23 protein-coding genes are annotated in these 21,329 nt (G+C 34.3%); 12 read left to right on the top strand and 11 right to left on the bottom strand.

The annotated features are described in order from the left end of the window. The 3 genes from MST30_RS07365 to MST30_RS07355 are packed head-to-tail and all read right to left on the bottom strand — an operon-like array spanning window position 1 to window position 2,521. A complete protein-coding gene (locus tag MST30_RS07365; protein WP_243473741.1) occupies window positions 1–450 on the bottom strand; it encodes a DUF4296 domain-containing protein in 450 nt (149 codons plus the stop codon). After that, complete coding sequence (locus tag MST30_RS07360) at window positions 447–1,790, bottom strand: dihydroorotase (RefSeq protein WP_243473740.1); 1,344 nt, start codon at window positions 1,788–1,790, stop codon at window positions 447–449. The genes MST30_RS07365 and MST30_RS07360 overlap by 4 nt, the downstream gene beginning before the upstream one ends. A gap of 5 nt (window positions 1,791–1,795) precedes the next feature. Further along, window positions 1,796–2,521 (bottom strand): polyprenol monophosphomannose synthase, encoded by a 726-nt coding sequence (locus MST30_RS07355; protein ID WP_243473739.1) that lies wholly within the window; start codon window positions 2,519–2,521, stop codon window positions 1,796–1,798. A 139-nt stretch (window positions 2,522–2,660) separates the two neighbouring features. On the opposite strand from MST30_RS07355, the gene MST30_RS07350 reads away from it, so the two are divergent. Further along, window positions 2,661–3,311, top strand: coding sequence for a DUF4271 domain-containing protein (locus MST30_RS07350; RefSeq protein ID WP_243473738.1), 651 nt, complete (start codon window positions 2,661–2,663; stop codon window positions 3,309–3,311). A 17-nt stretch (window positions 3,312–3,328) separates the two neighbouring features. Continuing rightward, window positions 3,329–4,078, top strand: coding sequence for a uroporphyrinogen-III synthase (locus tag MST30_RS07345; protein WP_243473737.1), 750 nt, complete (start codon window positions 3,329–3,331; stop codon window positions 4,076–4,078). A 74-nt stretch (window positions 4,079–4,152) separates the two neighbouring features. Here MST30_RS07345 and pckA read toward each other — a convergent pair whose 3' ends face one another. Next, window positions 4,153–5,769, bottom strand: a complete 1,617-nt coding sequence (pckA, locus tag MST30_RS07340) for a phosphoenolpyruvate carboxykinase (ATP) (RefSeq protein WP_243473736.1) — start codon at window positions 5,767–5,769, stop codon at window positions 4,153–4,155. A 64-nt stretch (window positions 5,770–5,833) separates the two neighbouring features. Beyond that, window positions 5,834–6,223, bottom strand: coding sequence for a DUF423 domain-containing protein (locus MST30_RS07335; RefSeq protein ID WP_243473735.1), 390 nt, complete (start codon window positions 6,221–6,223; stop codon window positions 5,834–5,836). Window positions 6,224–6,304: 81 nt separating this feature from the next. Here MST30_RS07335 and MST30_RS07330 point away from each other — a divergent pair, with 81 nt between their 5' ends. Next, entirely contained in the window at window positions 6,305–7,669 is a 1,365-nt protein-coding gene (locus MST30_RS07330) for a saccharopine dehydrogenase family protein (protein WP_243473734.1), read from the top strand. A 50-nt stretch (window positions 7,670–7,719) separates the two neighbouring features. After that, the gene (locus MST30_RS07325; protein ID WP_243473733.1) at window positions 7,720–8,190 is read left to right on the top strand and encodes an Lrp/AsnC ligand binding domain-containing protein; all 471 of its coding nucleotides are present in this window, start codon (window positions 7,720–7,722) and stop codon (window positions 8,188–8,190) included. 140 nt (window positions 8,191–8,330) lie between these two features. Here MST30_RS07325 and MST30_RS07320 read toward each other — a convergent pair whose 3' ends face one another. From MST30_RS07320 to MST30_RS07300, 5 genes are all read right to left on the bottom strand, one after another. After that, window positions 8,331–9,047, bottom strand: coding sequence for a Bax inhibitor-1/YccA family protein (locus tag MST30_RS07320; RefSeq protein ID WP_243473732.1), 717 nt, complete (start codon window positions 9,045–9,047; stop codon window positions 8,331–8,333). 106 nt (window positions 9,048–9,153) lie between these two features. Beyond that, a complete protein-coding gene (locus tag MST30_RS07315; protein ID WP_243473731.1) occupies window positions 9,154–9,849 on the bottom strand; it encodes a zinc metallopeptidase in 696 nt (231 codons plus the stop codon). A gap of 99 nt (window positions 9,850–9,948) precedes the next feature. Beyond that, window positions 9,949–11,049: an alanine dehydrogenase gene (ald, locus tag MST30_RS07310; RefSeq protein WP_243473730.1), complete on the bottom strand. Its 1,101-nt coding sequence runs from the start codon at window positions 11,047–11,049 to the stop codon at window positions 9,949–9,951. 334 nt (window positions 11,050–11,383) lie between these two features. Continuing rightward, on the bottom strand, window positions 11,384–11,743 hold the full coding sequence (locus tag MST30_RS07305; RefSeq protein WP_243473729.1) for a hypothetical protein: 360 nt from the start codon (window positions 11,741–11,743) through the stop codon (window positions 11,384–11,386). Between the two features lie 120 nt (window positions 11,744–11,863). Continuing rightward, window positions 11,864–14,932, bottom strand: a complete 3,069-nt coding sequence (locus MST30_RS07300; RefSeq protein ID WP_243473728.1) for a leucine--tRNA ligase — start codon at window positions 14,930–14,932, stop codon at window positions 11,864–11,866. A gap of 121 nt (window positions 14,933–15,053) precedes the next feature. Between MST30_RS07300 and MST30_RS07295 the strand changes: the two genes are divergently transcribed. From MST30_RS07295 to MST30_RS07265, 7 genes are all read left to right on the top strand, one after another. After that, on the top strand, window positions 15,054–15,932 hold the full coding sequence (locus MST30_RS07295; RefSeq protein ID WP_243473727.1) for a cell division protein FtsX: 879 nt from the start codon (window positions 15,054–15,056) through the stop codon (window positions 15,930–15,932). A 13-nt stretch (window positions 15,933–15,945) separates the two neighbouring features. Then, complete coding sequence (locus MST30_RS07290; protein ID WP_243473726.1) at window positions 15,946–16,959, top strand: TlpA family protein disulfide reductase; 1,014 nt, start codon at window positions 15,946–15,948, stop codon at window positions 16,957–16,959. A gap of 49 nt (window positions 16,960–17,008) precedes the next feature. Beyond that, window positions 17,009–17,368: a hypothetical protein gene (locus MST30_RS07285; RefSeq protein ID WP_243473725.1), complete on the top strand. Its 360-nt coding sequence runs from the start codon at window positions 17,009–17,011 to the stop codon at window positions 17,366–17,368. Continuing rightward, window positions 17,368–17,631, top strand: a complete 264-nt coding sequence (locus MST30_RS07280; protein ID WP_243473724.1) for a DUF3098 domain-containing protein — start codon at window positions 17,368–17,370, stop codon at window positions 17,629–17,631. The genes MST30_RS07285 and MST30_RS07280 overlap by 1 nt, the downstream gene beginning before the upstream one ends. Before the next feature lie 52 nt (window positions 17,632–17,683). Then, window positions 17,684–18,478 (top strand): undecaprenyl-diphosphate phosphatase, encoded by a 795-nt coding sequence (locus tag MST30_RS07275; RefSeq protein WP_243473723.1) that lies wholly within the window; start codon window positions 17,684–17,686, stop codon window positions 18,476–18,478. Continuing rightward, window positions 18,475–19,182: a tRNA pseudouridine(55) synthase TruB gene (gene truB / locus MST30_RS07270; RefSeq protein ID WP_243473722.1), complete on the top strand. Its 708-nt coding sequence runs from the start codon at window positions 18,475–18,477 to the stop codon at window positions 19,180–19,182. Before MST30_RS07275 ends, truB begins: the two co-directional genes overlap by 4 nt. Window positions 19,183–19,265: 83 nt before the next feature. Continuing rightward, window positions 19,266–19,997 (top strand): energy transducer TonB family protein, encoded by a 732-nt coding sequence (locus MST30_RS07265; RefSeq protein ID WP_243473721.1) that lies wholly within the window; start codon window positions 19,266–19,268, stop codon window positions 19,995–19,997. A gap of 7 nt (window positions 19,998–20,004) precedes the next feature. Here the strand turns inward: MST30_RS07265 and MST30_RS07260 are convergent, their stop codons facing one another. Then, window positions 20,005–20,622: a thioredoxin family protein gene (locus MST30_RS07260; RefSeq protein WP_243473720.1), complete on the bottom strand. Its 618-nt coding sequence runs from the start codon at window positions 20,620–20,622 to the stop codon at window positions 20,005–20,007. Between the two features lie 142 nt (window positions 20,623–20,764). Between MST30_RS07260 and MST30_RS07255 the strand changes: the two genes are divergently transcribed. Then, the gene (locus MST30_RS07255) at window positions 20,765–21,328 is read left to right on the top strand and encodes a DNA-3-methyladenine glycosylase I (RefSeq protein WP_243473719.1); all 564 of its coding nucleotides are present in this window, start codon (window positions 20,765–20,767) and stop codon (window positions 21,326–21,328) included. Window position 21,329: the final 1 nt, after the last annotated feature.

Here is a 21,329-nt window from a genome sequence, read left to right as displayed (position 1 = left end):
TTAATTACTCACTTCTTTTTTTAGAGCTTTTTTAATAGAGTCTCTTCTTTTTTCGTTTATTCTACTTATAGAGTCTCGTCTTCGTTTGGCCTCTTTACCAGCCTTTTTCTCTAAATCCTCAAAAGTTTTCTTATCTATCTCTAACCTAGCCTTTACCTTCTCTACCATCGTTTTATATAAGTCTGGGTCAAAGGCATAATAAGCATTGCTCTGGGCAAATTGGGCACTATCTATTTGGTGCTTGTTTAAAATATAAGACTCTGGTACAATACCTTTGTCTTCTAATAGTTTTCTGTTAACGCCTTTAGCTGCGTTAATTATGTACATATCATAAAGGACACTCTCCATCTTATCTTTAGAAATAAGATTATCTGGCTTAGGCGGCCTATCTTTCTTTTCACAAGAAAATACCAAAACAAACAAAGCTAATATGCAAAAGAGCTGTTTCATCTATTAAAAGTTAGTCGTTTTGCAGCTTTAACGTTTAATACTTTAAAATTGTTGTAAACCAACTGACCATTTAAAATCGTATGTGTTACTCTACTTTTAAAGGTGTTGCCTTCAAAAGGTGACCAACCACATTTGTATAAAATATTTCCTTTATTAACCGTCCAAGGACTATTGACATCTACTATAACTAGATCTGCATAGTAGCCTTCTCTAATATAGCCTCGCTTCTCAACATCAAAAAGAATAGCAGGATTATGACATGCTTTTTCTACGATTTTTTCGATAGAAATTTTTCCTTGATGATGCATTTCTAACAATGCCACTAAAGCATGTTGCACCAATGGCCCACCTGATGGAGCACTTGTGTAAGGATTACTTTTTTCTTCGAGAGTATGTGGTGCGTGGTCTGTTGCTATAACATCAATTCTGTCGTCAAGTAATGCTTTAAGCAACTGTTCTCTATCTTTAGCTGTTTTTACAGCAGGATTCCATTTAATATGGCTTCCTTTTTTAGCATAATCTTCATCTGAAAACCATAAGTGGTGTATACAAACCTCTGCTGTAATCTTCTTATCTTTTAATGGAATTTTGTTTGAGAACAGACTCGTTTCTTTTCCTGTTGATAAATGAAACACATGTAATCTTGCTCCTGTCTTTTTTGCCAGCTCAATAGCTCTAGACGACGATAGGTAACAAGCTTCTTCACTTCTTATAATTGGATGCTTTTCCATTGGAATATCATCTCCATACTCCGCTTTATATTTTGCCAGATTTTCTCGTATCGTAGCTTCATCTTCACAATGCACTGAGATAACCATATCTGTACTAGAAAATATTTTCTCTATAACTTTTGGGTCATCTACCAACATGTTTCCGGTAGAAGAACCTAGAAATAGTTTCAATCCTGCAACTGTTTTAGGGTCTACTTTTAATATTTCGTCTAGATTATCATTAGTACCTCCAAACATAAACGAATAATTAGCATACGAAGTCTCTGCTGCGATAGCAAATTTTTCTTCCAACTTTTCTACTGTTGTAGTTTGAGGATTGGTATTTGGCATTTCTATAAATGATGTAATACCACCTGCCAAAGCTGCTTTAGATTCTGTTTCTATATTGGCCTTGTGTGTTAAGCCTGGTTCTCTAAAATGCACCTGATCATCGATCATACCTGGTAACACGTAATTGCCTTCTGCATCAATAACAGTGATATCTGCCGACTTAACACTGATAGAGTCGTCTATTTCTTTTATAAAATCGTCTTCTATAAGTATATCTCCTTCAACGATTTTTCCTTCGTTGACAATTTTAGCATTTTTTATGAGGGTTTGTCTTTTCATCTTTTCTAAGACTTGATAAATAAGCTTTTCAATTTCATACTAATAACTCCAAAAATAGCTTCAGAAATAATACTTCCGCTCATTTTTGATTTGCCTTTAATTCTATCTTTAAAAATAACAGGAATTTCAACAATTTTAAAGCCTTTTTTATAGGCTTTAAATTTCATTTCAATCTGAAAAGCATATCCCACAAATTTCACTTTGTTTAAATTAATGGATTCTAAAACTTTTCTTTTGTAACAAATAAATCCTGCGGTAGAATCCTTTACTCTCATTCCTGTTATCAATCTCACGTAGCGAGAGGCTCCATAAGAAAGCAATATTCTAGATAGTGGCCAGTTTACTACCGTAATTCCTTTAACGTACCTAGAGCCAACTGCCACATCTGCATCATTTACCGAGCAAGCATTATACAACTTTATTAAGTCATTTGGATTATGTGAGAAATCGGCATCCATTTCAAAAATAAAGTCGTAAGAATTACCCAAAGCCCATGTAAAACCTGCTATATAAGCTGCTCCTAAACCATTTTTTTTGTCGCGTTGCAACAAATGTAGCTGATTAGAATACTCGTTTTGCAACAATTTTACCTTATCTGCAGTACCATCTGGTGAATTATCATCTACCACTAATACATGAAACAACTTGTCTTGCGAAAATACAGCTCTAAGAATAGTTTCTATATTTTCAGTCTCATTATATGTCGGGATTATAACAAGTGCGTCAGACATGCAAATACTTTTAAAAAACTAGATTTTTTCTTTTTGATAGAATTTTGACAAATGTAAAGTTTTTAGGGGATTAAAAACTGTTATAGCTTTATTAAGATTTTAATTATGTTAAGCCTTATTTTCTTTATAATTTAGCAATATGAGGGATTATATTACTCACGAGTGGTTTACAGTGCTTACTGTTTTTGGGATTTTTGCTATAACAATGGCCAAATACCTAAACACACTGCGCTTTGGTGATTTTATATCTATAATAGGAAATTCTAAATACCTTAAAATCTATAGTAAAGACCAAAAGTTTATTGATCCTTTTGATGGTCTTTTATTTCTTAACTTGGTGTTTTCTGGAAGTATCTTTTTATTTTTCTGTTATTCCACGTTTGTTTCTCCACTAGCTTTTGAGTTAATTTCATTTCTAAAATTATTACTTGCAGTTGCAACAGTAGTAATCATTAAAACATTACTAGAACGCCTCATTGCAAGTCTTTTTGAAATTGACAGTATTATTGATGCATATTTGTTTCAAAAGATGACGTTTCTTAATTATTCTGGTTTGGTGTTAGTCTTTTCTAACTTGTTGCTACTGTACACAGGCACAAACCCTAAAATTATAATAATTACATCTTTTATTGTGATTTTTTTAATAAATCTCATTGGGTTTGCGACTTCATTCAGAAACTATCAAAAAATAATAAATCCCAATTTTTTCTATTTTTTATTGTATCTTTGCGCTCTCGAAATTGCGCCTTATGTGCTTTTATATAAGGTGATTAGCGAGTATAACATTTAAAATAAAGGAGTTTACATATGAAAGTGAAGACGATTTTAGTATCGCAACCAGAACCTAAAATAGAGAATTCTCCGTACTTTGACTTACAGGAAAAGCAAAAAGTTAAAGTTGACTTCAGACCTTTTATACATGTAGAAGGTGTTTCAGCAAAAGAAATCAGACAACAAAAAATAGATCTTAGCAAGTTTACTGCTATTATACTTACTAGTAGAAATTCTGTAGATCACTTCTTTAGAGTTGCAGATGAAATGCGCTTTAAAGTGCCTGATACTATGAAATACTTTTGCCAGTCTGAAGCTGTTGCCTATTATTTGCAAAAATATGTGGTTTACAGAAAACGTAAAATCTATGTTGGTAAACGTACATTTGAAGACTTAACACCTTTAATTAAAAAGTATAAGGACGAAGCATTTTTATTGCCTACTACAGATAAGGTAAAACCTATTATTCCTGATACTTTAGATAGCCTTGGAGTGAATTGGAAACAAGCTACATTTTACAAAACTGTAATTAGTGATTTATCTGATTTAGCTAACGTGTACTATGATATCTTAGTATTCTTTAGCCCTTCAGGTATTGAATCTTTATTCCATAATTTCCCTGATTTTAAACAAAATGACACGCGTATTGCTGTGTTTGGTAATACAACAATAAAAGCTGTAAAGGAAAAAGGACTACGTGTAGATATCGCTGCACCAACTCCTGAGACACCATCTATGACAATGGCATTACAGAAATATATTGACAGTGTTAATAAAGGAAAATAATCTTATTTAAAACTTTAATATAAAAAAAGCGATTCTAAATTTAGGATCGCTTTTTTATTTATTTATGGTTCATCTTAAAGTGCATAGCGCTGTGGACCACCTCTTCTAATTTCTTCAGAAGCATACGATTCAAACTTCTTAAAGTTATCCCTAAAGGCATTAGCTAATTTAAATGCCATTTTGTAATAAGCTTCATCATCGTTCCATGTTGTTCTAGGACTTAACACCTCTGTTGGAACTCCAGGACATTGTCTTGGCTGAGCTACTCCAAATACAGAATGAATATGGTAATGGTCATAATCATAAAGTCCTAAATCTCCATTTAATGCTGCGTTAATCATAGCACGTGTATACTTTAATTTCATACGTGTACCTACTCCGTAAGGGCCTCCTGTCCAACCTGTATTTACCAACCAAACATTAACACCTGCTTCTTTCATTTTCTTGCTAAGCATATCCGCATATTCTGTTGGATGTAATGGCATAAATGGTGCCCCAAAACAAGCAGAAAACGAAGGCTGTGGTTCTACTACACCAGCTTCAGTACCTGCTACTTTTGCCGTATAACCAGAGATGAAATGGTAAGCAGCCTGCGCAGGAGTTAACTTTGAAATTGGAGGCAATACACCAAAGGCATCTGCTGTTAAAAAGAAAATATTTTTAGGGTTTTCACCAATTGACGGTGTTTTAATGTTTTCAATATGATAAATAGGGTAACTTACTCTAGTATTTTGGGTAATTGATGTATCAGCAAAATCTACATTGCCTTTTTCATCCATAATTACGTTTTCTAGAATAGCGCCTTTTTTGATGGCTCCATATATTTCTGGTTCTTGCTCTTGAGAAAGATTGATAACTTTTGCATAGCAACCACCTTCAAAATTAAAAACAGTATTTTCACTAGTCCAACCATGCTCGTCATCACCAATTAAACTACGGTTAGCATCTGTAGATAATGTTGTCTTGCCTGTACCAGATAATCCAAAGAAAATTGCTGTATCACCATCTTTCCCAACATTAGCACTACAGTGCATTGGTAATGTATTTTTGAAAACAGGTAATTCAAAATTTAAAGCAGAAAAAATACCTTTTTTAATTTCTCCTGTATAACCAGTTCCGCCAACTATAGCAGTCTTTTTTGTGAAATTTAAAATCGCAAAGTTATGCTGACGTGTACCATCTACCTCAGCATCTGCCATAAAACCAGGAGCGTTGATTACAGTCCACTCAGGTGAAAAGTCTTTTAACTCCTCTTCTGTTGGACGTAAAAACATATTGTATGCAAACAAATTACTCCATGGATATTCGTTTATAACACGAATATTGGTTTTGTAATTTGGGTCTGCACACGCATAGCTATCTCTAACATAAATCTCTTTGTTAGATAGGTAATTTGTGATTTTGTCGTAAAGTTTATCAAACTTATCACTATCAAAAGGAATGTTGATATTTCCCCACCAAACTTTGTCTTTTGTAATATCGTCTTTAACGATAAATCTATCCATAGGAGAACGTCCTGTAAACTCACCTGTATTAACAGCAAGTGCACCTGACGATGCTTCAACTCCTTGACCTTTGTTTATGGTCTCATCATGTAGTTGATCTGGAGTCATTTGATAGTGGATTTTGGCATCTTTAATGCCATAGTTTTCTAACGAAATCGTTTTCGTTGAAGGAGTATGGTTTACCATAATTTTTGTGTTGTTTAGGCTGCAAAATTATAACTTTATTTTAAAAAGACATACCTAAACTACATTAATCGACCTTATTTCTCATAATACCGATTAATACCATGACCCAAGACAAGATTAACAATAAACCTCCTATTGGTGTAATCATTGCAATAGTCTTAAAATCAAAACTTGAGAGTTCATTTGTTGCCAAACCATATATAGAGCCAGAAAAGAATAAAACACCAACTATTACAAGATAAAAAACAATCTTCTTTGTCTTTAAATTCACAAAATTGGTTCCTCCTAAAATGAGAAGAAAAAAGGCATGATAAATTTGATAGCGCACTCCTGTTTCAAACGTATTTACGGCATCAGCATCAACCAGTTTTTCTAAGCCATGCGCTCCAAAAGCACCTAAAACTATTCCTAAGATTCCTAAAATTGTTCCTGCTACTAATATTCTTTTGTTCATAAGTAAAGTGTGTTTTTGGTTTCTTTTGCTTAGTGTATTTATTACTTTCGTGCATTACAAAATTAGTCATATAAAGCCATTATGCGAAAGATTTTAATTATTGGTGCAGGAAAATCTTCATCATACCTTATAAAATATTTATTAGACAAATCTCAGTCTGAGAACCTTCAGATTACTATAGGAGATCTTAATGTTGAAAATGCCAAAAAGCTAGTCAGCGACCATAATGATGTAAACATCATCCACTTAGATGTTTTTGATTCAAACTCAAGAAGTGAAGCAGTTAAAAATGCAGACATTGTTATTTCTATGTTGCCTGCTCGTTTTCATATCGAAGTCGCTAGAGATTGTGTTACTTATAAAAAACACATGGTAACTGCATCTTATGTAAGTAAAGAAATGGAAGCCTTGGATGAGGATGCAAAAGCCAATAATCTCGTTTTTATGAACGAAATAGGTGTGGATCCTGGTATAGACCATATGAGTGCCATGCAAGTTATTGATCGTATTAGAGATAATGGTGGTAAAATGATCTTGTTTGAGTCATTTACTGGTGGTTTAGTTGCTCCTGAAAGTGATGACAACCTTTGGAACTATAAATTTACATGGAACCCAAGAAATGTGGTTGTTGCGGGACAAGGCGGAGCCGCTAAATTTTTACAGGAAAAGCAGTTTAAATATATTCCTTATGACAGATTATTTAGACGCACAGAGTTTTTAGACATAGATGATTATGGTCGTTTTGAAGCTTATGCCAACAGAGATTCTTTAAAATATCAACATGTTTATGGCTTAGACCATGTACGTACCTTATATCGTGGCACTATGAGACGTGTTGGTTTTAGTAGAGCTTGGAATGTTTTTGTGCAATTAGGAATGACAGACGATAGCTATACTATAGATGATAGTATAAATATGAGTTACCGCGATTTTGTAAATGCTTTTTTACCATACAGTCCAACGGATTCGGTTGAACTTAAATTTAGACACGCACTTAAAATTGACCAAGATGATATTGTTTGGGATAAGTTTTTAGAGCTTGATATTTTTAACCCTAAGAAAATGGTAGAATTAGATAAGGCTACTCCTGCTCAAATTCTACAGAAAATCCTAATGGATAGCTGGACACTAGACCATGAAGATAAAGACATGATAGTCATGTATCACAAGTTTGGATATGAAATCAATGGAGAAAAGCGTCAAATTGATTCTACAATGGTTGTGGTTGGTGAAGACCAAACTTACACTGCCATGTCTAAAACAGTTGGTCTGCCGGTTGCAATGGCAACTTTAGATATCTTAAACGGTAAGATAAAAACACCTGGTGTACAAATTCCGATTTCTAAAGAAGTTTACACTCCTATTTTAGAAGGATTAAAATCTTATGGCATTGAATTTAAAGAAAAGAAAGTGCCATATTTAGGGTATAATCCTCTTAATCTATAAAATTTATAATCCTTTTCTTATTTTTAACTTTCGATTTAAAAGAAGAAATCATGAAAGTTAACGATAAAGGTATTTATATAGATGGTATTGACAAGAAGATTCTAAGAGCTTTAATGGAAGATGCCAGAACACCTGTTTTAGAAATTGCCAGAAATGTTGGTATTTCTGGTGCAGCCATACATCAGCGTCTTAAAAAACTTGAAAAATCTGGGTTATTAGCAGGTTCTAAGTTTATTATCAATCCAAAAGTTTTAGGCTATACCACAATGGCTTTTGTTGGTGTGTATTTAGATAAAGCCGTAAGTAATCCTGAGGCTGTAAAACAACTTCAACGCGTACCAGAAGTAATCGAATGCCATTACACTACAGGCGAATGGAGTATCTTCATAAAAATCCTATCTAAAGACAACGAACATTTAATGCACTTACTTAATACAGAAATACAAGGTATTAAAGGTGTCTCCAGAACCGAAACATTTATTTCGTTACAACAGCAGATTAACAGACAGATTAAGATTTAAAAAAACACCTTTTATCATTCCTGCAAAGACTGGAATCTAATTTTACCTCAGATGCTGAAACAAGTTCAGCATGACAAAGATTGATACCAAACAAAAAAGCCCTGATTTCTCAGGGCTTTCTTCTTTTATTAAATTTGAAATTAATCTCTAGACATAAAAATTCTTAAAATATACCAGAACAATAACATTAACGCTGCAAATAAGCCTAAAGCTGCTGGCACGTACTGATCTACAGAATACTTGTTAACCATATTTGATGTTTGATATAAAATAGAGCCTCCTGCTAATAAACACATTCCTACAGAGAACCATAAACCAAGGTTAAAACCAAAGATTGTTCCAGCAATGATTAAACCTATAGCTATAAAAAAGCCTATGGTTAAGCCTGTTTTCAAAAATGAAAAATCCGTTTTTGTTAGCAATACCGCAGCAGAAAGGCCTGTAAACAATGCTAACGTAACTATAGCTGCCTGATTAAGAATCTCTGACCCAGAATCCATATAATATGCAGCGATGTAAATCATTGGCACGAAGATTAAAGCTTCAAAAAAGATATAGATACCGTAAGCCAGATACTGCATATTCCGGTCTGTAGTTTTAAGCGCCATACCTTCAGCATAATTAGTTGCTAACATAAAGCCACCTAACAACAATAACCATTTATAACCTTGAGTCATTGACATCATAAACTCAACTATTGCATCACTTTGTAACAACAAGTATTCAAAAAGAATAAAAGCTAAGACTCCACCTGCTACATGAGCATAAGTCTTTTTATAAAAAGCTGCACGTTCTACTTCAGACAAGCTACTTACCATTACACGTTCTGGTAATTGATTTGGCATTTGGTTTTCCATAATTGATTGGTATTTGTTTATCGCAATGTAAGTATTTATTTACTAAGACTATAGAAAAAAAGCCCTGATTTCTCAGAGCTTTTCATTGATCTATTGTTTGATTTTTTTAATCTCTACCTCCAAACACCTGTAGTGCCCAATATAATAATGAGGCTAAAGCACCAATGGCAGCTACCAAATAGGTTCTTGCTGCCCATTTTAGAGCATCCTCAGAACCTTTGTATTCTTCTGGTGTCACTATATTCTTAGCTTTTAACCAAGCTAATGCTCTATTACTGGCATCATACTCAACTGGTAATGTGATAAAGCTAAACAAGGTTGCAAAGCCCATAAATACCAAACCTGCAACAGCAATCCAATACCCTAATCCAACACCTGCCGCTGCACCTAAGATTAAACCACCGATAACTAACCATTGAGACATACCAGAGGTTACACTAACTATTGGCACTAAAGCAGAACGCATACCTAACGCACTATAAGCTTGTGCGTGTTGTACCGCGTGACCACACTCGTGAGCTGCTACTGCTGCAGCTGCAGCATTTCGCTGATTATAGACTGCCTCACTTAGATTTACCGTTTTATTTTTTGGATTATAGTGGTCTGTTAATTGACCTGGTGTAGAAATTACCTCAACATCATAAATGCCATTATCTGCCAACATCTTCTCAGCTATCTCACGCCCACTCATTCCATTGCGCAATTGCACTTTGGAATACTTAGCAAATTTACGTTTAAGTTGATTACTAACTAACCAGCTTACCAAAGCAATGGCACCAATTAGCACATAATATCCCATCATTCCATTCATAGTTTTTAATTTTAGTTTATGTAAATGTACTAAATGGAATGCAAAAAATAAGCCAAATTTGAGTTAAGAAATTTTGTCAGTTTTTCAGTTTTACATCGCGTCAACAGACCAATTGAAAGCTTCTGCAATCTCTTCGTAAATAATTTTGCCGTTGGCTATATTGATTCCTTTTCTCAGCGATTGATCCTTGGCACAAGCTACTTCCCAACCTTGATTAGCCAATCTAAGCACATAAGGCAAAGTCACATTAGTTAGTGCTAAAGTCGATGTGTAAGGTACAGCACCTGGCATATTTGCTACACAGTAATGTACAACGTCGTCTATGATATAAGTAGGATCCTCGTGAGTTGTTGGTTTTGTAGTCTCCACACAACCTCCTTGATCTACAGCAACATCCACTATTACGGTTCCTGGTCGCATTTCTTTAAGCATATCTCTGGTGATTAAGTTTGGTGCTTTTGCTCCTTTTAATAATACACCACCAACTATTAAATCGTGATCCTTAATTCTTTTCCTAATGTTGAATTCGCTAGAAAATTCCGTTACCACATGGTTTGGCATTACATCATTAACATATCGTAATTGCTTCATATTAATATCCATAATAGTAACATGAGCACCTAAACCTGCAGCCATTTTAGCAGCTTGTATACCAACAGTACCAGCACCAAGTACTAATACTCGTCCTGGTGGCACACCTGGCACTCCACCTAATAAGACTCCACGTCCTTTAATTGGTTTTTCTAAATATTTTGCACCTTGTTGAATAGCCATACGACCTGCCACTTCAGACATTGGTGTCAATAATGGTAATGACCCATCTTCCTCTTCAACTGTTTCATAAGCAATACAAACCGCTTGACTTTTTAACATTGCTTTTGTTAAAGGCTCACTAGATGCAAAATGGAAATAGGTAAACACCACGTGATGTGGTTTAATTAAATCATATTCAACGGCAATGGGTTCCTTTACCTTTACAATCATTTCGGCTGAATCATAAACTTCAGCTATGGTGTCGAGAATGATAGCACCAACTTCCTTGTAGTCTTCATCAAAAAAGCCGCTGCCTAATCCAGCACTTTTTTGCACATAAACCGTGTGGTTGTTTTTTGTAAGTTCATAAACTCCTGCAGGTGTCACACCAACACGGTTTTCATTGTTCTTGATTTCTTTTGGGACTCCGATTTTCATATGTTGCTGTATTATGGTTAATAGCACCATGAAATACATTCAAAAAATCCATGTGACCAAATATTATAGTGAAATGGAACATATTTTTACGGAATTATGATTTTGAAGATTTTATTTTGAAATATTCGAAATAAACTGCTGTTTTTCAGAACAATACTACAATAGATGAAGTTATGTTTTTTTCGATGAAGGGGAAATCACAATGTCACATCGAGTGTTTTATGAGGAATGAGCAAAATGTATCGAGATGTTTTAAAAATAGTTCTCGATAGTTCTGCTGAGCTTGTCGAAGTGCAAAATCGCTTATGGCGATTTCACTCGAACTGACAACAACTTAATCAACGGCTAGAGTCACCTTTTCAACTTTTTGATTATTAAAAACAATCAGTAGATATTCTTTTTGTGAAGAAAAGAAGCTTGGTGGATCACCAATATTGTAAATAAAAGCATCTTTTGATGAATTGGATTTCGAATCTGGTTGACCTAAAATTTCGAAAACTTCGCTTTTAGGTTTACCTATTAAGAATTGAGATTCAATAAGATCATCCACCATTTTGTAGCGTGTTGTATAATTGGACTTCCAGTTCTCTATTGTGAAACGTTCTTCAAATTGAAAAATAAGAGACGTACTTATAATAAAGGCTAAAAAGAAAATCAAACCAATGGTATTTTTTCTATCTAGCCTTAATTTCATAGTAATATTATTAAATTGAGAACTGTGTTTTCCACATTGTTCCGGATAAATCCCTAAGCTATTTGTCAGAACACATGAGCTGACAACTAATTATGAGATTCCTGCTTTCGCAGGAATTTGTTACCCAACAATATTCACAATCTTACCTGGCACCACAATCACTTTTTTGGGAGTGCGACCTTGTAACTGTTCTTGTGTTTTTTCGTTTGCTAGTACTGTTTTTTCAATCTCATCCTTGCTCATATCTAATGGTAATTCTAATGTGAAACGCATTTTTCCATTAAACGAAATCGGATAATTTTTAGAACTCTCTACTAAATGCTTTTCTTCAAATTTTGGGAAAGGTGCTGTTGAAATAGACTCATTATGTCCTAATTGTTCCCATAATTCTTCAGCAATGTGTGGCGCATAAGGTGAAATTAAAACCAATAATGGTTCTAAGATTTCTTTACTTGTACACTTTTGTGCTGTTAACTCGTTTACAGCAATCATAAAGGTAGATACAGACGTATTAAACGAAAAATTCTCGATGTCTTCCTCAACCTTTTTAATGGTTTTATGAAGTGTTTTTAAGTTATCCTTTGTTGGCTCAGCATTAGTCACTTTAGACCCATTGTCGTCGTTATACAACTTCCAAAGTTTTTTAAGGAAACCGTGTACACCTGTAATACCTGCTGTATTCCAAGGTTTGTATTGTTCTAATGGCCCAAGGAACATTTCGTAAAGACGTAAACTATCTGCACCATAATCTTCTACAATATCATCTGGATTAACGACATTGAATTTTGATTTTGACATTTTTTCGACATCTCGAAAAACCTTAAAATTATCTTTATTTAATATTACTTCTGCATTATTGTACTCACTTCTCCAATCTCTAAATTCCTCAACATTCAATTCATCTGTATATTTATAAGATGTTCCTTCTTTAATGATTTTCAACAACTGTATATCAACATGATATGGATTGATAGTTAAAGTTATGTCTCCATCAAATCCTAACTCTTCAAACTTATTAAGTAATGGTTCAATTTTATTAGCTTTAATAAAAATTGGAAATTTCTTAAATTGTTTATTAAATATTTCTTCTAAATATTCAAATGATACAAATGTGTTTGAAAATGTATCCTGAAGCTTATTAATTATTTCATTTCTCTCTTCTAAATCCTTAATATTTAATATAATCTCATCTGAAATTTCACTATTATTCTCCTCTCCATATGATAAAATAAAATCAGTAATTTTACAAACAAAAGCACTCGTCCCCAAAATCATCCCTTGGTTAATCAGCTTTTTAAATGGTTCATCAACACCAACAAACCCTCTGTCGTACAAAAACTTTACCCAAAAACGTGAGTATAATAAGTGACCTGTAGCGTGCTCGCTACCACCAATGTATAAATCTACATTCTCCCAGTACTTAAGCGCATCTTCAGTAGCAAAGGCTTCGCCTCTTTTTGCTTGCTCTTCCATATAACGGAAGAAATACCAAGAGCTCCCTGCCCAACCTGGCATGGTGTTGAGTTCTAGTGGGTAAATGCCTTTAGATTCTGAAACAAGTTCAGAATGACAAACTGTATTTGTATTGGTGTCCCAAGCCCAAACGTCTGCACGACCTAATGGTGGTTCGCCTTCTTCGGTTGGTAAGTATTTTTCAACTTCTGGTAAGGTTAATGGCAAATGCTTTTCGTCTATCATTTGCGGCATACCATCCTTGTAATACACTGGGAATGGTTCGCCCCAATAACGTTGACGAGAAAAAACTGCATCACGCAAACGGTAATTGGTTTTTCCTTCGCCTTGACCGATTTGTTCTAATTCGTAAATAGCGCGTTTGGTAGCTTTCTTATAGTTCATTCCATCAAGGAAATCGCTATTGGCAATTTTAACGTTATCCTTAGACGCAAAGGCTTCTTCAGAAATATCAACTCCTTCAAAAATATTTGGAATCGGAATATTAAAGTGCTTCGCAAAGTCATAATCACGTTGGTCTCCACAAGGCACAGCCATAACTGCTCCTGTGCCGTAGCTTGCCAATACGTAATCTCCTATCCAAATCGGAATTGGTTCTTTGGTAAATGGATGCTCGGCATAAGCACCTGTAAACACACCCGAAATAGTTTTTACATCAGCCATTCGGTCGCGCTCACTACGCTTTGCAGTGGCTTCTATGTAGGCTTCCACCTCAGCTTTTTGTTCTGCTGTGGTGATTTGCGACACAAGCTCATGCTCTGGTGCTAACGTCATAAATGACACACCGAAAATGGTATCTGGTCTTGTTGTGAAGACTTCAATAGTTGCATCATAATCTTTTACATTGAAAGTTACTGAAGCACCAACCGATTTACCAATCCAGTTTTTTTGGATGTCTTTAAGTGCATCTGTCCAATCAATCGTATCTAAACCTTGAAGCAAACGTTCTGCATAAGCCGAAATACGCATACTCCATTGAGTCATTTTTTTACGAATTACAGGATGACCTCCTCGTTCTGAAACTCCATTTACAATTTCGTCATTGGCTAGAACGGTTCCTAAAGCAGGGCACCAATTCACTTCGGTTTCTGCTAAATAGGTCAATCTGTATTTTAAAAGAATATCTTGTTTTTCAGTCTCTGAAAAAGCATTCCATTCTTCAGCAGTAAACGGATTAATATCATCATCGCAAGCTGCATTTACATTGGTATTTCCTTCAGAAGCAAACATTTTGATTAAAGTATCAATATGTTCTGCTTTGTTGCTATCGTAATTGTACCACGATTCAAATAACTGAATGAAAATCCACTGTGTCCATTTGTAATATTCTGGATTACTTGTGCGTACTTCTCTACTCCAATCGAACGAAAAACCAATTTGGTCTAACTGACGACGATAGGTTTTAATATTCGCCTCTGTTGTTACCGCAGGATGCTGACCTGTTTGTATTGCATACTGTTCTGCTGGTAATCCAAACGAATCGTAGCCTTGTGGATGCAACACATTAAAACCTTTATGACGCTTGTAACGTGCATAAATATCACTAGCGATGTAGCCTAGCGGATGTCCAACATGCAAACCAGCTCCACTTGGGTAAGGGAACATATCTAATACGTAGTATTTTGGTTTGTCGCTGTTGTTAGACGCTTTAAAGGTTTCGTTTTTTGCCCAGTAGTCTTGCCACTTTTTCTCTATGTCGTTGAAGTTGTATTTCATCTTCCTGTTTTCCTTGAAATAAGGTGCAAATTTAGTGGTATTACAACACAATTAAAAACTAAACGTTGTATTACTCTACATAAGTTTTCTTTTTTATTTTTACATCATTAATCCGCACTATATGGCATCATCTTTTGACAAGTATCAAAAACGAAAATTAATTTCCTCATATATCTCTGTAGTTATCAGTATTGCATTGGTTTTGTTTCTATTAGGCTGTCTTGGTCTTTTGGTTATTAATTCTAAAAAAGTGGCTGATCATTTTAAGGAGCAAGTGGTAATGACAATTTATTTGAACGATACCGCAAAAGAGGTTGAAGTCAATCAGTTAAAGAAAAGTTTAGCTATGGCAGAATATTCTAAAGAAGCTACCTATGTATCCAAGGAAGAAGCTGCCGAAATGATGAAAGCTGAAACAGGTGAAGATTTTATGGATTTTGTAGGTTATAATCCGTTGAAAAATTCGATTGATGTATACTTAAAAGCTGATTTTGTGACGACAGAAAAGCTAAGTGAAATTTCTGAAACCCTTTCAACAAAATCGTTTATTGAAGAAATAAGATACGATAATGATCTCGTAGAACTGATGAACGATAACGTTAAGAAGATTAGTTTTTGGGTACTTATTATTAGTGGGTTATTTACGCTTATTGCTGTATTATTAATCAATAGCTCTATCCGATTGGCTGTATACTCAAAGCGATTTATTATTAAAACTATGCAAATGGTTGGTGCAACAAAAAGCTTTATCCGCAGACCGTTTGTTTGGAAAAGCGTTCAACTTGGCATCGTTGGTGCTATAGTGGCTTTAGCAGGTATGGCTGTTGTTTTATATTATTTAGACCAATATTTCCCAGAGTTAGAATTGCTTAGAAATACTGTTATGATTGCAGGTCTTTTTGTTGGTGTTTTTGTGTTGGGTGTAATCATCACTTGGATTAGTACCTTTATTGCCACACAACGCTTCTTAAATTTAAAAACGGACCAGTTGTATTATTAACAAAGCGCACTTTATGAAGTTTAATTTTCTTCATTTTATTGTCTTACTCTTGTTAATTCAGTCTTGTAGCTACCAAAAAAACACCAATAGTATTTCTATAGATGTTTTAGGCGAAGTTCGACCAGACAGCATTCAACTTTTAAACTATAACCACTCCGAAGCTATTACCTTAAAGGGAAGTGATACTCCTTTTCAGTTTAAGCAAACGCAACCTGTAAATGATGCGTTTAAGATTAACATATATAAAGATGGAAATGTACTGTCTAAAAAAGTTTTTCTTGATGGTAATGACATTAGTATAACAGGTAAATTAACTTCAGATGAGTTTATAATTGATACGGTTTTAAATTCTGATGTGTACTATAAGCAGATCGCGTTTTATTCAACCATAGATAGCCTGAAAGCTTCAACAATAAATGACAGTATCATCAACTCCATTTTACTAAAACAAATTGAAGCCAATATTAATCATCCGCTTTCTTTTGAAATTAGCGAGTATTACATTGAAAAGAACAAAAACCACAAATCTAAACTTCAGCCTTTGAAATTGATATTAGACCAACAGTCTAAGGATTTAAAAACTCATGCGCTTAGTGTGCATAGAGCTTTAAACGATTTACTGAAAGAAGAACATTTAGATTTGTCGCAGTTTCAATTTTATGATAAAAAAGGCTCCATTTCTAAAGTAGATTTAAGTCATAATGGAGATTATTTGGTGGATTTTTGGTTTGTGCAATGTCCTCCTTGTGTGAGAGATCATAAAAAAATTGCCAAGCACCTAGACACCTTAAAAGATAATAACACAACATTGGTTGGTATTTCTATTGACACTGTAGAAGAAAAATGGTTAGATTACTTAGACACCAACAATTACAACTGGCAAAATTACAGAGAGCTTAGAGAGGATAACGATTTGGTAGACGCTATGAACGTTTGGGAATTTCCCACTTATATTCTTATCGATAATAAAGGAACGGTTAAAACCAAATTCTACTCGTTTGAAGAGATCGCAAACTATTTTAAATAGATAATATTTTTTTGTAATCTTTCGTTATAGAACACAAAACCACCTTACCATGAATGCGTCTGCAAGAAGTACCATTATTAGTCTTTTCTTAATTATTTCTATTCTTTTTTTGTTTTTTAAATCTTGCGTTATTCATAATCCTAAACCTGATGAGTGTGAGGTTGTAAGTGCCAAAGTTGTTTCAATACGAGAAGGATCTACTTTTGATATTCAATTCAAAACCGATACCGATAACGTCTATTACATCAATCGTGGATTAGAGCAAGGTTTAAATTTAGATAGTCTTAACGCTAAAGTTTTAAATAAAACCGTTACTTTGCATCTACCAATATTAACATTTGGTCCATCTACACATATAGCACAGCTGGCTGTAGACAATAATATTATATTTACAGAATTTGAAAACTGATGGGAGAAAAGAAACGCAAAGAACAATCTAAAGCAGAGTTTATTTTTGGAAAAAAGAACTACAAGTTTATGCTAATCGGCTTGGCATGTATTGTTGTTGGGTTTATCCTTATGTCTGGCGGAGGTAGCGATGATCCTAATGTTTGGAATCCTGATGTGTTTAGTTGGAGACGTATTCGTTTGGCACCAACTTTAGTTCTTATTGGTTTTGGGTTTCAGGTATATGCCATTCTTTTGAATCCTAACAAGGACTTTAAAAAATAAAATTCTACTTTAATTTTAACAATCAGCATATCAATTTTGATACATTTGCCGTATGGAAATTATTGATGCTATTATCTTAGGGATTGTACAAGGGCTTACAGAGTTTTTACCTGTATCCTCCAGTGGTCATTTAGAATTAGGAAAAGCCATTCTTGGCGATAATTCTTTACCAAAAGAAAGTCTATTATTTACAGTTGTACTTCACTTTGCTACAGCATTAAGTACCATTGTTATTTTTAGAAAAGATATCCTTGATATTATAAAAGGTATTTTAAAGTTTGAATGGAATGAAGACTTACAATTTCTAAGCAAAATTGTAATCTCTATGATACCTGCCGTAATTGTCGGTTTGCTTTTTGAAGAACAACTTGAAGCGCTTTTTAATGGTAATATCTTACTTGTTGGTATTATGCTTATTATTACGGCAATTCTTTTATTCCTTGCAGACAGAGCCAAAGACACTAACAAAAGTGTAACTTTTAGTAATGCCTTTGTTATTGGTATTTCTCAAGCTATTGCTATGCTACCTGGTATTTCTCGATCTGGAGCTACGATTTCTACATCGGTACTTTTGGGTAATGACAAAACCAAGGCTGCTCGTTTTTCATTTTTAATGGTAGTGCCTTTAATTTTTGGGAAAATTGCTAAGGATATTTTAGGAGGAGAAATAACTTATGACAGTGCCAATTTCACAACACTAGGAATTGGTTTTATTGCTGCTTTTGTAGCAGGATTATTTGCTTGCAAATGGATGATTGCTTTGGTAAAACAAAGTAAACTCACCTATTTTTCTATCTACTGCATCATCGTTGGTCTTATTGCTATAATCTGGTCATTTGCATCATGAAAACTTTAGAAGACTACAAAGAAGGTCAGGTTTTATTGATTGACAAACCACTAACCTGGACCTCGTTTCAAGCCGTAAACAAACTACGTTGGGCAATTAGAAAAGCGTATTCGATTAAGAAAATAAAGGTTGGACACGCTGGTACTTTAGATCCGCTTGCCACAGGTCTATTAGTGATTTGCACTGGTAAAATGACCAAACAGATTAACACCTTTCAAGGTCAGGAAAAAGAATATACAGGTACTTTTGTTGTTGGTAGCACAACTCCATCCTACGATTTAGAAACCGAAATTGATGCTACCTTTCCGATAGATCATATTTCGGAAGACTTAATTCACCGAACAACCAAACAATTTATTGGTAAAATAGAGCAATTTCCACCTGTGTTTTCAGCGATAAAAAAAGATGGTAAACGCTTGTACGAATTTGCCAGAGCAGGTGAAGCTGTAGAAATTAAGTCGAGAAAAATTGAAATTTCTGAATTTGAGATTACTGAAATAAATGCACTTGAAAATTCAATAGAGCTCAATTTTAGAGTCGTGTGTAGTAAAGGAACTTACATTCGTTCGCTTGCTCACGACTTTGGAAACGCCTTGAATTCTGGAGCACATTTATCGGTTTTAAGACGCACACGTATTGGTGATTTTGAGGTTAAAAATGCACTCAGCCCAGAAGATTTTATTGCCTCACTTCCTTTAAAATAAGGATTTAACAAGGGTTTAGTATTGTGATTTAAACTTTTTCGTAGTTATATTCGTATATCTAAACACTAGATTAATCTTATTTTTTGAAGTATTTAGAACAATATAAAGCAGGTATTATCACATTTCTTCTCACAGGAACTGTGGTGTTAGCTATGTTCAGTTTTCAACTAAAACAGAACAGCAAACTCATAACTGAAAACTTTTACGAGCTTGAACCTGAACCAGAAATTATAAAAGAAGAGCAAGAACTCCTTGATGTTCTCGACGGTAAATCCACCAATAAAGCGTTTAACGAAGACCAGGAGTACAAAGAAATGATGCGCAATTTTAAAACCATAAGCGCTAATGATTTTGAACGCACAACCAAAGCTTTAGAGGAAGCTAAAACGAGTGATATTGTAGAAGAAAGTAATATCACAAAATCGTATGCCAACAGTAATGCTTATGCTTTAAATTCTGAGGAAACAGAATCTTACAAAAAACTTCAGGAAGAATTAAACAAACGTCTAGAAAATAAAAAAATAGCAGACGAACACGCTAAAACTAAAAGCACACTCACCTATTCTCTTGTGGGCAGAATCATGCAAGACTACGACATTCCACGCTATTTGTGCGAAACAGGTGGAAAGATAATTGTAAATATTGTCGTAAATGGGAACGGCAAAGTAACTGATGCCACTATAAATGGCTCTTCAAACTCTAACAATGAATGTTTAATCAATCGTGCGTTAGAATATGCTAAAGACGTTCAGTTTGATGCCTCCAATAAAACCAAACAAATTGGTACAATTACATTTTCTTTCAGAGGAAAGTAAAAAAGTATTAATACAATAGATTCACCAAATCCTCAACTGTAGATTGTCCTTTATCCTTATTATACCAAAGTTGTAAATCTTCTTTAAACTCTGGTGTTAATTTACCGTGAAGCGTTTTATAAACATCAACCATTTCTGTCGCAACAGATGGTCTAGGCCCAAAAGTATCTACAACTTCATCTGTTTCATTATCAATCATAATGAGCTTTGGTATTGCCTTACCTCCATTGGTTAAAAACTGATTCATTAAACTTTCATTCTCATCTCTCAGAACAACCTTCAATTCAATAGTGTCATTTTGCTCTGCAACTTTATTAATAACAGGTACTATATGCGCAGCATCTCCACACCAACTTTCTGTTATAACTAGCCAAGTCACTTTTTTAGAATATACCGATATCTTTTCTAAAGCATCATCAGACAGTTTTACCGTTTTATCCCAACGCTTCATACGTCTGTCATTCATTTTTGTATACTCTACCAATGCTTCAGTTTTTTCATTACCTGTTGTTGACTGTTGCTCAACAAGAGATGTAACTAAAGTTCGGTATTCATCGTAGCTCATTGCTTTATTTAAACTTTCTTTGATGATATCTGTAGTCATTATGTTTTCTAAAATTTCCATCGTGGTAAAACTAATTGGTTTGTAAGAATGTGATGTTATTATTTTAATTTTTTTGGTTTTCAGTTTACAAAAATAGTACGGATTGCATATTAATTATGTGACACTTGTTACCTTAGTAGCATAAAACTCTAAACCTTACAAAATGACAAAGCACAGATGCGGTTGGTGTGTTGGAGATCCTCTTTACGAAGCCTACCATGACCAAGAATGGGGAGTTCCTGTATATGATGATGACACACTTTTTGAATTCTTAATTCTTGAAACCTTTCAGGCTGGATTGAGTTGGATTACAGTTCTGCGCAAGCGCGAAAACTTTAGAGAAGCTTTTGATAATTTTGACTACCAAAAGATTGCAAAGTATAAGCAAGCTAAGATTGAAACTCTACTAAAAAATGAAGGCATCATTAGAAATAAATTAAAAGTAAACGCAACAGTTACCAACGCTCAAGCTTTTATGAAAATACAGGATGAGTTTGGTAGTTTTTCAAAATATATTTGGGATTTTGTAGATGGTAAACCTATAAAAAATAGTATACAAAATTATAAAGAAGCACCTGGCAATACAGAACTTAGCGACCAAATAAGTAAGGATCTCAAAAAACGAGGATTTAAATTTGTTGGTACCACGGTAATCTATGCACACATGCAAGCTACAGGCATGGTAAACGACCATGAAGTATCTTGTTTTAGATATAACGAAGTTTAAA

Origin of the sequence: Winogradskyella sp. MH6, from assembly GCF_022810765.1 — a bacterium.
Lineage (GTDB): Bacteria > Bacteroidota > Bacteroidia > Flavobacteriales > Flavobacteriaceae > Winogradskyella.
The sequence above is the reverse complement of the archived record's forward strand: the minus strand, read 5'-3'. Positions and strand labels throughout refer to the sequence as shown.

Coding starts and splice junctions, on each gene's coding strand:
- MST30_RS07315 (WP_243473731.1), bottom strand. CDS start 9,849: ATGATGGGATATTATGTGCTAATTGGTGCCATTGCTTTGGTAAGCTGG.
- MST30_RS07255 (WP_243473719.1), top strand. CDS start 20,765: ATGACAAAGCACAGATGCGGTTGGTGTGTTGGAGATCCTCTTTACGAA.
- MST30_RS07330 (WP_243473734.1), top strand. CDS start 6,305: ATGCGAAAGATTTTAATTATTGGTGCAGGAAAATCTTCATCATACCTT.
- MST30_RS07320 (WP_243473732.1), bottom strand. CDS start 9,047: ATGGAAAACCAAATGCCAAATCAATTACCAGAACGTGTAATGGTAAGT.
- truB (WP_243473722.1), top strand. CDS start 18,475: ATGAAAACTTTAGAAGACTACAAAGAAGGTCAGGTTTTATTGATTGAC.
- MST30_RS07325 (WP_243473733.1), top strand. CDS start 7,720: ATGAAAGTTAACGATAAAGGTATTTATATAGATGGTATTGACAAGAAG.
- MST30_RS07300 (WP_243473728.1), bottom strand. CDS start 14,932: ATGAAATACAACTTCAACGACATAGAGAAAAAGTGGCAAGACTACTGG.
- MST30_RS07290 (WP_243473726.1), top strand. CDS start 15,946: ATGAAGTTTAATTTTCTTCATTTTATTGTCTTACTCTTGTTAATTCAG.
- MST30_RS07365 (WP_243473741.1), bottom strand. CDS start 450: ATGAAACAGCTCTTTTGCATATTAGCTTTGTTTGTTTTGGTATTTTCT.
- MST30_RS07275 (WP_243473723.1), top strand. CDS start 17,684: ATGGAAATTATTGATGCTATTATCTTAGGGATTGTACAAGGGCTTACA.
- MST30_RS07295 (WP_243473727.1), top strand. CDS start 15,054: ATGGCATCATCTTTTGACAAGTATCAAAAACGAAAATTAATTTCCTCA.
- ald (WP_243473730.1), bottom strand. CDS start 11,049: ATGAAAATCGGAGTCCCAAAAGAAATCAAGAACAATGAAAACCGTGTT.
- MST30_RS07335 (WP_243473735.1), bottom strand. CDS start 6,223: ATGAACAAAAGAATATTAGTAGCAGGAACAATTTTAGGAATCTTAGGA.
- MST30_RS07350 (WP_243473738.1), top strand. CDS start 2,661: ATGAGGGATTATATTACTCACGAGTGGTTTACAGTGCTTACTGTTTTT.
- MST30_RS07360 (WP_243473740.1), bottom strand. CDS start 1,790: ATGAAAAGACAAACCCTCATAAAAAATGCTAAAATTGTCAACGAAGGA.
- MST30_RS07305 (WP_243473729.1), bottom strand. CDS start 11,743: ATGAAATTAAGGCTAGATAGAAAAAATACCATTGGTTTGATTTTCTTT.
- MST30_RS07355 (WP_243473739.1), bottom strand. CDS start 2,521: ATGTCTGACGCACTTGTTATAATCCCGACATATAATGAGACTGAAAAT.
- pckA (WP_243473736.1), bottom strand. CDS start 5,769: ATGGTAAACCATACTCCTTCAACGAAAACGATTTCGTTAGAAAACTAT.
- MST30_RS07345 (WP_243473737.1), top strand. CDS start 3,329: ATGAAAGTGAAGACGATTTTAGTATCGCAACCAGAACCTAAAATAGAG.
- MST30_RS07285 (WP_243473725.1), top strand. CDS start 17,009: ATGAATGCGTCTGCAAGAAGTACCATTATTAGTCTTTTCTTAATTATT.
- MST30_RS07280 (WP_243473724.1), top strand. CDS start 17,368: ATGGGAGAAAAGAAACGCAAAGAACAATCTAAAGCAGAGTTTATTTTT.
- MST30_RS07260 (WP_243473720.1), bottom strand. CDS start 20,622: ATGGAAATTTTAGAAAACATAATGACTACAGATATCATCAAAGAAAGT.